At 71.5% G+C, this 8,901-nt stretch carries 11 protein-coding genes; 6 read left to right on the top strand and 5 right to left on the bottom strand.

Features of this window, described 5'->3' with window-relative positions:
• Both VGO20_RS28565 and VGO20_RS28560 read left to right on the top strand, forming a co-directional pair.
• Nucleotides 1-1,086: tetratricopeptide repeat protein (locus VGO20_RS28565; protein ID WP_327505826.1), on the top strand; the 1,086-nt coding region annotated here is incomplete at its 5' end.
• Nucleotides 1,087-1,220: 134 nt separating this feature from the next.
• Nucleotides 1,221-1,592, top strand: a complete 372-nt coding sequence (locus VGO20_RS28560) for a PH domain-containing protein (protein WP_327505825.1) — start codon at nucleotides 1,221-1,223, stop codon at nucleotides 1,590-1,592.
• An 18-nt stretch (nucleotides 1,593-1,610) separates the two neighbouring features.
• Here the strand turns inward: VGO20_RS28560 and VGO20_RS28555 are convergent, their stop codons facing one another.
• From VGO20_RS28555 to VGO20_RS28545, 3 genes are read right to left on the bottom strand one after another with little or no spacing between them, the layout of a single operon-like run.
• Nucleotides 1,611-1,970, bottom strand: coding sequence for a nucleotidyltransferase domain-containing protein (locus tag VGO20_RS28555; protein WP_327505824.1), 360 nt, complete (start codon nucleotides 1,968-1,970; stop codon nucleotides 1,611-1,613).
• Complete coding sequence (locus tag VGO20_RS28550; RefSeq protein WP_327505823.1) at nucleotides 1,963-2,409, bottom strand: nucleotidyltransferase substrate binding protein; 447 nt, start codon at nucleotides 2,407-2,409, stop codon at nucleotides 1,963-1,965. The genes VGO20_RS28555 and VGO20_RS28550 overlap by 8 nt, the downstream gene beginning before the upstream one ends.
• A 56-nt stretch (nucleotides 2,410-2,465) precedes the next feature.
• Nucleotides 2,466-3,272, bottom strand: coding sequence for a glutathione S-transferase family protein (locus VGO20_RS28545; protein WP_327505822.1), 807 nt, complete (start codon nucleotides 3,270-3,272; stop codon nucleotides 2,466-2,468).
• A gap of 135 nt (nucleotides 3,273-3,407) precedes the next feature.
• Between VGO20_RS28545 and VGO20_RS28540 the strand changes: the two genes are divergently transcribed.
• Entirely contained in the window at nucleotides 3,408-3,896 is a 489-nt protein-coding gene (locus VGO20_RS28540) for a DUF4188 domain-containing protein (RefSeq protein ID WP_327505821.1), read from the top strand.
• A gap of 46 nt (nucleotides 3,897-3,942) precedes the next feature.
• Here VGO20_RS28540 and VGO20_RS28535 read toward each other — a convergent pair whose 3' ends face one another.
• Nucleotides 3,943-4,425, bottom strand: a complete 483-nt coding sequence (locus tag VGO20_RS28535; RefSeq protein WP_327505820.1) for a hypothetical protein — start codon at nucleotides 4,423-4,425, stop codon at nucleotides 3,943-3,945.
• A gap of 110 nt (nucleotides 4,426-4,535) precedes the next feature.
• Here VGO20_RS28535 and VGO20_RS28530 point away from each other — a divergent pair, with 110 nt between their 5' ends.
• The 3 genes from VGO20_RS28530 to VGO20_RS28520 all read left to right on the top strand — a co-directional run bounded on the left by VGO20_RS28530 (nucleotide 4,536) and on the right by VGO20_RS28520 (nucleotide 8,249).
• Nucleotides 4,536-6,377: a cation:proton antiporter gene (locus VGO20_RS28530; RefSeq protein WP_327505819.1), complete on the top strand. Its 1,842-nt coding sequence runs from the start codon at nucleotides 4,536-4,538 to the stop codon at nucleotides 6,375-6,377.
• 80 nt (nucleotides 6,378-6,457) lie between these two features.
• Nucleotides 6,458-7,903, top strand: a complete 1,446-nt coding sequence (locus tag VGO20_RS28525; RefSeq protein ID WP_327505818.1) for a PQQ-dependent sugar dehydrogenase — start codon at nucleotides 6,458-6,460, stop codon at nucleotides 7,901-7,903.
• A gap of 1 nt (nucleotide 7,904) precedes the next feature.
• Nucleotides 7,905-8,249 (top strand): c-type cytochrome, encoded by a 345-nt coding sequence (locus VGO20_RS28520; protein WP_327505817.1) that lies wholly within the window; start codon nucleotides 7,905-7,907, stop codon nucleotides 8,247-8,249.
• Between the two features lie 49 nt (nucleotides 8,250-8,298).
• On the opposite strand, the gene VGO20_RS28515 is transcribed toward VGO20_RS28520, so the two are convergent.
• Nucleotides 8,299-8,901 (bottom strand): HAD family hydrolase (locus tag VGO20_RS28515; protein ID WP_327505816.1); only part of this gene is annotated, 603 nt, incomplete at its 5' end.

Below are 8,901 nucleotides of genomic sequence, written 5' to 3'. Positions count from 1 at the left end.
AGGCTCGCCAAGCTGCGGAGCCTGTTCGTCATCGCCCATGGGACCACCTCCGCCCTCCGGGAGCGGAGCGTCGGCCCGGAGGAGGCCGGCCGGATGCTGAACGTCGACTATCTCGTCGGCGGCTCCGTGCTGCGCCAAGCCAAGCGCCTCACGGTGATGGTCGAACTGACCGAGGTGCGGACCGCCCGGATCGTCTGGGCGGAGATGTTCAACCACGGCGCCGACGGCGTGTTCCTCCTCCTCGACGAGATCGGCGACAGGATCGTCGCGTCCATCGCGAACGAGATCGAGACGATCGAGCGCAACCGCGCGATCCTGAGGCCGCCGAACTCGCTGGACGCGTGGGAGGCCCATCACCGCGGCCTATGGCACATGTACCGGTTCAACAGGGCCGACAACGAGTGGGCCCGGCACTTCTTCGCGACGGCGGTCCGCCTCGACCCGACCTTCGCGCGCGCCTATGCCGGCCTGTCCTTCGCGCATTTCCAGAACGCGTTCCAGGGCTGGGCCGACCGCGAGGCCGAAACCGACCGGGCCTTCGAGGCCGCCGGGCAGAGCATGATGGCCGACGACCGCGATCCCGCCGCGCATTGGGCGATGGGCCGGGCACTCTGGCTGCGCGGCCGCCACGACCAGTCCTGCATCGAGCTCGAGCAGGCCATCGACCTCAGCCCGAACTTCGCGATGGGTCATTACACGCTCGCATTCGTGCACTCGCAGGCCGGCGATCCGCGCACCGCCATCTCGGCCTCGGACCAGTCCTGCCGCCTCAGCCCGTACGATCCGCTGCTGTTCGGCATGTTCGGCGCCCGCGCGATGGCGCTCGTGCGCCTGGGCCGGTTCGACGAGGCGGCCGAATGGGCGGTCAAGGCCGCTGCCCGTCCGAACGCGCACGCGCATATCCTGGCGATCGCAGCGCTTTCCCTCGCGCTCGCGGGCCGGCTCGACGACGCACGGGCCTACATGGCCACCATTCACAAGACGTTGCCGCGCTATCGCATCGACGATTTTCTGGCCGCGATGAAGTTCGACCCCGACGGCGAGGGATTGTTCCGAGGCGGCGCGAAGAGCCTCGGCATCGGCTGAGGATCCTCCCATGCGCGAGAAACGGAGGCCCCCGCGCATGCGGAACTTGGTGCCTCTTTTACGCGAATCCGGTTCTAATGGCCCGGCGCGGCCGGCATTCGGCCGATCGCCGCAGGAACGGAAAGGATGTACCGATGCTGGGTGGCTTGCTCGGAAACGCGAAGGAAGTCGACATCGAGGAAGTGAAGCAGGAATACGCGCAGCTGCTCGCTCCCAGCGAGCAGATCGAAGGCGTCTACAAGCTGGTCCGCGACCTCTTCATCTTCACGAACAAGCGGCTGATCCTGGTCGACAAGCAGGGGCTCACCGGCCGGAAGACGGAGTATCACTCCATCCCCTACAAGAGCATCACCCATTTCAGCATCGAGACCGCCGGCAGTTTCGATCTCGAAGCCGAGATGAAGATCTGGATCTCGGGCAAGGCGGACCCGATCGAGAAGACGTTCAACAAGAGCCTGAACATATACCGGATCCAGTCCGTGCTCGCGGAATACGTGCTGAAGTAAGCGACGGCGGGGCCCTTCCTACGCCCTTAGCTCGTCGCTCGTCAGCAACGGCTGCATCACGCCGTCGATGTGGCGTTGCAGTGCCGTGCCCTCGATCGCGCGGTAGGCGACGATGTCCACCGGCACCGGCAGGCCCTCCTCCATGAGCAGCGTGCGGATGCGGTCCACCTCGGCCTCGGCCACCGGTCCGTAGAGGACGAGGTCGATGTCGGATGCCGGCTTCCATCTGCCCGTTGCACGCGAGCCGAACAGGCCTGCCAGTTCGATCCGGTCGGCAAAGGGCCGCAGCACGGCGCGGATCCTCTCCACCTGCGCCGGGCTCAACCCGTGGCCCCGGCCCTGGGTCCGGCCCTGAGTCCGATCGGCGGCGTCAGCCACGGCCTGCCTCTCCCGTCGCTGCCCGTCCAGCCATATCCCGGTGCAGCGCCTCCAGCGCGGCGAAGTACCGGTCCCGGATCGCCACGGCCACCGCGTCGAACGCGGCGCCGTTGTATGTATGAGCCATCCTGTTGCGGGCATCCAGCGCCTGCATCCAGACTTCCCCGTCCTCGATCAGCTTCGCGGCGAAGGCGGCGCGGATCACGGCCGCCGGGGTCACGGTCTGCAGAACTATGCCGGAATGCTCCAGATAATCCTTCAGCAGTTTCCAGGCCAGTTCCCAGGTAAACTCGAACCGCTGAACCATCCCCTCCTTTTCCAACTGGCTCATTTCCCGGCTGCGCAGGATCTCCACCGCCTCGCGCAGCAGGACGATGGCGCGCCCGAAGTTGTCCAGGCGGTATAGCCAGCGCGGCTTATCCCCGGTTCCAGGGCCCATGGCCTCTCCCTTTTGTCATCCTGCAATTGTACCACACCATTGGTACGATCCTCGCCTTACGCCAGCAGCCCCAGCGCCCGGTCGTCCGCGCCCGGCCCGTACTTGTCCGCCGGCGGCATCGGGCGCGTCGACCAGTGCGGCTCGAAGGCGAAGCTGCTGACCGTCCGCCCCGGCAGCAGCGCGCCGTTGCCCGCACCCCGCGCGTAGTCGTAGTACAGCTTGACGATCTCCTCCCGGCTTACCTGCCGGGCCGCGGGATGGGCGAGGCAGGCGTCGCGCCAGCGCCGCACGCGGGCGAAGCGCGGTTCGTCCGGCAGCTCGAAGCCCTCGTAGTAGTCCAGGAACCAGAAGCGCATGAACATCGGCGCATAGACCGCCTCCGCCAGCCCGAACTCCTCGAACAGCCAGGTGCCGTCCGGCGCGTGCTCGACCAGGAAATCGTCCAGCTTGGCATACAGGGCCAGCATCGCGTCGCGCAGCGCCTCGCGCCGGCCCGGGTCCTGGTTCATCACGAACTGGTACCCGGCCGTCACGAACGGGCTTTCCATCGCGACCAGCATGTTCTCGACCGCGCGCCGGTACGGCTCGCGCTGCGCCACCGGCGGATCGGGGAAGATGTCCTCGACGTAGCGCAGGATCACCAGGCTCTCCTTGACGATCCGGCCGTCCGCCGTCTCCAGCACCGGCAGCGCCGTGCTGCCCCGCGTGCGCTGCAGCAGCCAGTCCGGCCGCGGGCGCGTGATGTCGATCACGTTGAACGCCACGTCCCGGCGCCGCCCCTTCAGCTCCAGCAGGATCTCGACCCGCTGCGAGAACGGGCAGACCGGGATGTGGTGGATCGTCATGCGCTCGGCCTGGGTCATGGGCGGCTCGTCTCCTCGCGGCTGCGGCGTCGATCCTAGCCGCCCCCGCCGCGCGCCGCCATCTCCGCGCGCGCCGACCGCCCGCCCGGTCCGTGCTAGGCTCTCCGGACCGTGCCCACCGCCAGCGGAGGAACCATGGCCGACGCCGCCGTCCGGCGCATGACCGTCGAGTACGACCGCGACTTCGTGGTCTTCCTGATCGGCATGCGCATCAACCAGCCCTGGAAGGTGCATCTCTGGCTCCCGGTAATGCGCGCGATGCGCCGCATGCTCGCCGAGCTGCGGGACCGTCCCGACAGCGGCTTCCTCGGCCACGAGCAGTCGGGCTTCCTGTCCGTGCAGTACTGGCGCTCGCTCGACGACCTCGTGGCCTATGCCCGCGCCCGCGACGGCCGGCACTGGCCGGCCTGGGTCGACTTCAACCGGCGCATCGGCTATTCCGGCGGCGCCGTCGGCATCTGGCACGAGACCTACGAGGTCGCCGCCGGTCGGTACGAGGCGATCTACGGCAACATGCCGGCCTACGGCCTGGGCAAGGTCGGCCGCCTGGTCCCGGCCGTCGGCCGCATGTCCGACGCCCATGGCCGCATCGGCCGCGCACCCGACGGGGCCGGGACGCCCTGAACACGCCGCGCAGGGGGGACAGGGGGCAGGGAAACAGGACCGGCCCTCAGCTCCCCAGACGCCCTGAAACCGCGTCGAGCTCGATCGTGGCTTCCTCCAGGTGCTCCAGGACCGCGTCGATATCCGTCGTCGAGGCCGCCTCCTCCAGCAGCCTCACCGCCTCGCTGGTCTGGTCGATCGCCCGGCTCAGCCGGTCCGACACCTCGTCCGGCAGGCCTTCCTCGCCCTTGGCGGCGGTCAGCGCCTGCTCCATCGCCCCGCGCGCCTCCCGGACGTCCCGGTAGGCGACGGTCGGCGCCAGGGCGCCCTGCTCGGCGGTCAGGCTCTCGGCCGCCGCCGCGATCTCCCGGCGCGCCTGCCTCAGCGCCTCGCGGGCGGACGCGCCGGTCGCCGGCGGCAGCGTCTCCGCACCCAGGTCCCGGGCGAGCGGGGGCGCGGCTTGCGTCTGCGCGACTTGCGCCTGCGCGGCGGCCGGCATGCCGGCGAGCGCCGCGAGCAGGGCGAGGGGGACGAGCCGTCCAGGCGTCATGATGCGTCTCCGTCCGGGCGTTCGGTGCGTCGCGTCGTTCAACCTGCCGCCGGACATTCGGGACGCTCCGGCGTTCCGGCCGTTGAAGGGAGGCATTGCGCGGAGGGTGAATGGAAGCGGGCGTTCTTGTCGTCGTGATGTGCATCGTCGTCGGAGGCTTCGCGGCGCAATGGCTGGCCTGGCGCCTCGCCGTGCCGGCGATCGTGGTCCTGCTGGCCGTCGGCCTGTTGGTCGGGCCCGTCTTCGGCCTCCTGGACCCGAGCGAGAGCTTCGGGCCGCTGCTGCGGCCGACCATCGGCCTGGTCGTGGCGATCATCGTCTTCGAGGGCGGCCTCAGCCTCGACCTGCGCGAGCTGCAGTCCACCGGCAGCGGGATCGTCCGGCTGACCATCGTGGCGCTGCCCCTCAACTGGGCCTTCGGCGCGCTGGCCGGGCATTATGTCGGCGGCCTCGCCTGGCCTGCGGCGATCCTGTTCGGCGCCATCCTCGTGGTGACCGGGCCGACCGTGATCCTGCCGCTGCTGCGCCAGTCGCGCCTGCGCCCGCGCCCGGCCTCGTTCCTGAAATGGGAAGCGATCGTCAACGACCCGATCGGCGCCGTGCTGGCGGTAATCGTGCTGGAGGTGCTGGTCAGCTCCGCGCACGGCGCCACGGGCGGCGAGCTCGTCCTCCATCTCGCCGTGCGCGTCTTCTTCGGCGTGCTGCTGGCGCTCGGCCTCGGCATCGGCGCCGCCTTCCTCGTGCGCTGGGCCTTCCGGCGCGACCAGGTCCCGGAGGTCCTGAAGACGCCGATGCTGATCGCCTGCACCCTCGGCGTCTACGCCCTGCCGAACGTGGTGATGGAGGAGGCGGGCCTGATCGCCGCCACCGTCTTCGGCGTGGCGCTCGCCAATCTCGGCATCACCGGCATCGAGGAGCTGCGGCGCTTCAAGGAGGCGCTCGTGGTGCTCCTGGTCTCGGCGCTGTTCATCATCCTGACCGCGGACCTCGATCCCGACGTGTTCGGGCGGCTGTCGCTGCCCATCCTGGCGCTGACGTTCGCGGTGCTGTTCCTGGTCCGCCCCGCGGCCATCATGCTGGCCACCCTGGGCAGCCGCATGAGCCTGGGCGAGCGCGCGCTGGTGGCCTGGATCGGGCCGCGCGGCATCGTCGCCGCGGCGGTGGCCGGCGTCGCCGGGCTGCGGCTCGACGAGGCGGGCTATCGGGCGGCGGAGCTGATCCTGCCGACGGTGTTCGTCGTGATTGCCGCGACCGTGATCGCCCATGGCTTCACCCTGGGGGCGCTGGCGCGCCGGGTCGGCCTGACAGGGGCGGACAAGCCCGGCCTCCTGATCGTCGGCGCCACCGGCTGGACGATCTCGCTCGCCGAGCTGCTGTCCCGCCACGACGTCCCCGTCCTCCTGGTCGACATCTTCGAGGGCGCGCTCGCCCCCGCGCGGCGCAAGGGGCTGGAGACGCTCCAGGTCGAGGTGCTGTCGGAACTGGCCGAGCACCGGCTTGCCGGCCGGCCGGTCGACCATCTGCTCGCGGCCACGGCGGACGACATCTACAACGCCCTCGTCTGCGCCAAGCTGGGGCCCGAGGTCGGGCGGGAGCGCGTGTTCGAGATCGCGCCGAAGGCGAGCGACCCGGACCCGCACCGCGGCCTGAGCCGGAACTGGCGCGGCAAGTTCATCATGGACCGCGACCTGTGCTTCGACGAGATCGTCGAGCGGTGCGAGCGGGGGTGGCGCTTCGCCGCCTTCGAGGCCGCCGGCTCGCAGCCGCTCTCCGACTTCGCCGCCGGCTTCGACGGCGTGCCCCTGCTGATCATCCGCGCGAACGGCAATCTCGAGCTGATGTCGCCCGAGCTTCAGCGCCCGGTGTCCGTCGACGACGGCGACCGCGTGGTGATGTTCGTAGCACCCTCGCGCGCGGCAGGGGCGGGAGCAAGCGATGCCCGCCTCGCCTGAGCCCGGGGCGCGGGGCCCCGGGGCGCAGGGAACGAAACCGCCCGCGGGAAAGTTGGTGTCGGCAGGTCCAGGAGGCGCCCATGCCCCGTCATCTCGTGCCCGCGCTGGTGCTGTGCCTGGGCACCGCCGGCTGCTACTCCGTCCTGCCGTCGGACGGCGGCGGGCAGGCCGCGTTCTCGCCGCCCCGCCAGGTCCGGCCGGCCGACATCCTGCTGCCCGAGGGCTATCGCGCCGAGGCGGTCGCGACCGGGCTGACCTTCCCGACCGGCGTCGCCTTCGATCCCGCCGGCACTCCCTACGTGACCGAGGCCGGCTATTCCTACGGCGAGGTCTTCCTGACGCCGCGGCTGCTGCGCATCGGGTCCGGCGGCACGGCCGAGGTCGTGGCCGAGGGCCGGAACAACGGACCGTGGAACGGCGTCACCTGGCACGACGGCGCCTTCTACGTCGCCGAGGGCGGCGAGCTGGAGGGCGGGCGCATCCTGCGGATCGTGCCGGGACGCCCGCCGGTCGCTCTCGTCGAGGACCTGCCCAGCGTGGGCGACCATCACACCAACGGGCCCGTCGTCGGCCCCGACGGATGGCTCTATTTCGGCCAGGGGACGGCCACCAACTCCGGCGTCGTCGGCCCGGACAACTACGATTTCGGCTGGCTCGGCCGCTATCCCGATTTCCACGACGTGCCGTGCCGGGACGTGACGCTGGCCGGCGTGAACTACGGCTCCGACAACCCGCTGACCGAGGCCGCCGACGAGGTCGTGACCGGCGCCTTCGTCCCCTTCGGCACCCCGGTCGAGCCTGGGCGGGTCGTGCGCGGCGCGGTTCCCTGCAGCGGCGCCGTCCTGCGCGTGCGGCCGGAGGGCGGCCCGGTCGAGCTGGTCGCCTGGGGCTTCCGCAACCCGTTCGGGCTCGCCTTCGCGCCGGACGGCACGCTCTACCTGACCGAGAACGCCTATGACGAGCGCGGCAGCCGGCCGGTCTTCGGCACCGCCGACCATCTCTGGCGGGTGGAGCCGGGCCGCTGGTACGGCTGGCCGGACTTCGCCGGCGGCGACCGGCTGGACGATCCGCGCTACGCCTCGCCGTCGCGCGACGTCCCGCCGCAACCCGTCCTGGCGCGCCACCCCGGCGATCCGCCCCGGCCGCTGGCGTCCTTCGGCGTCCACTCCTCGTCCAACGGCCTCGACGCGGCGCCCGGCGGCTTCGGCTATCCGGGGGAGGTCTTCGTCGCGCAGTTCGGCGACATGGCCCCCGACGTCGGCAAGGTGATGGACCCCGTCGGCTTCCGGGTGGTGCGGGCCGATCCGGCCACCGGGGTCGTGCGCGACTTCGCGGTCAACCGCCAGGGCAACGGGCCGGCCTCGCTCCTGGAGACGGGCGGGCTCGAGCGGCCGGTCGCCGTGCGGTTCGGGCCGGACGGCGCGCTCTACGTCGTCGATTTCGGCGTGATGCTGATGAACGAACGGGGCCCCGACCCGCAGCCCGGGACCGGCGTGCTGTGGCGCATCGCGAAGCAGGGAGGCTGAGATGCGCACCCTCGTCCTTCTGCCGCTCCTGGTCGCCCTGGTCGCGGCCTGCGGCACCGCCCGGCGCGGCCCGCCGGCGGCCGAGCTGTCCCTGGGCCCGGCCGCGCAGCGCGGGGAACTGGTGTTCATGGCCCAATGCAACCAGTGCCATCCCGGCGGCGAGGGCGGGCTCGGCTTCGCGCTCAACAACAAGCCGCTGCCCGGCTCCCTGATCGCCTTCCAGGTGCGCAACGGCCTGGGCGCGATGCCCGCCTTCCCCGAGACCGTCATCTCCGAGCGCGAGCTCGCCGACCTCGTCGCCTATCTGCTGGAGCTGCGGCGCAGCCCCGCGCCCGCCGAGGGGTGAGCGGGCGCGCCCGCCTGCCTCGGCGCCGCCCCCCTCAGCGCCGCCCCCCTCAGCGCCGCCCGCCGACCTCGTCGATGTGGCGGAGGAGGCCGGCCGGGTCCTCGTAGACGCGGAACGCGCCGGCCCGCTCCAGCTCCTCCTGCCCGTATCCGCCCGACAGCAGCCCGACGCCGAGCGCCCTGGCGCGCTGGGCCGCCAGCATGTCCCAGACGCTGTCGCCGATCACGACCGCCGTCCCGATCCCGACCCCCAGCCGCTCCGCTGCGGCGAGGAACAGGTCGGGGTCGGGCTTCGCGTACTTCACCTCGTCGCGCGTGACCACCGGGATGCGGTCGGGGTCCACGCCCAGCGCGTCCAGCGCCGGCCGCGCGGTGCGCATCCGGCCGCTGGTCGCGACCGCCCAGCGGATGCCGGCCTCGCTCAGATGGGCCAGCAGCTCGCGTGCGCCGGGCAGCGGGCGCACCGCCCCGGCGCGCCGCGCATAGGCCTCGGCGTGCCGCTCGCGAAGCCGGTCCAGCAGCTCCTCGCTGATCTCCAGCCCCGTCTCCCGCAGGAGGATGTTGGTGAACAGGCCGCCGCTCATCCCGATCTTGCGGTGGATGCGCCAGACCGACAGCTCGATGCCTTCGTCCTCCAGCGCCTCGTGCCAGGC

The organism is Arenibaculum sp. (assembly GCF_035998295.1).
Taxonomy (GTDB): domain Bacteria; phylum Pseudomonadota; class Alphaproteobacteria; order Azospirillales; family Azospirillaceae; genus DASYHS01.
Note: the sequence above shows the minus strand (reverse complement) of the source record. Positions and strands in the feature narration are given on the sequence as shown.

Coding starts and splice junctions, on each gene's coding strand:
- VGO20_RS28540 (WP_327505821.1), top strand. CDS start 3,408: ATGGCCGACGCCGCCGTCCGGCGCATGACCGTCGAGTACGACCGCGAC.
- VGO20_RS28530 (WP_327505819.1), top strand. CDS start 4,536: ATGGAAGCGGGCGTTCTTGTCGTCGTGATGTGCATCGTCGTCGGAGGC.
- VGO20_RS28520 (WP_327505817.1), top strand. CDS start 7,905: ATGCGCACCCTCGTCCTTCTGCCGCTCCTGGTCGCCCTGGTCGCGGCC.
- VGO20_RS28550 (WP_327505823.1), bottom strand. CDS start 2,409: ATGGGCCCTGGAACCGGGGATAAGCCGCGCTGGCTATACCGCCTGGAC.
- VGO20_RS28535 (WP_327505820.1), bottom strand. CDS start 4,425: ATGACGCCTGGACGGCTCGTCCCCCTCGCCCTGCTCGCGGCGCTCGCC.
- VGO20_RS28545 (WP_327505822.1), bottom strand. CDS start 3,272: ATGACCCAGGCCGAGCGCATGACGATCCACCACATCCCGGTCTGCCCG.
- VGO20_RS28525 (WP_327505818.1), top strand. CDS start 6,458: ATGCCCCGTCATCTCGTGCCCGCGCTGGTGCTGTGCCTGGGCACCGCC.
- VGO20_RS28560 (WP_327505825.1), top strand. CDS start 1,221: ATGCTGGGTGGCTTGCTCGGAAACGCGAAGGAAGTCGACATCGAGGAA.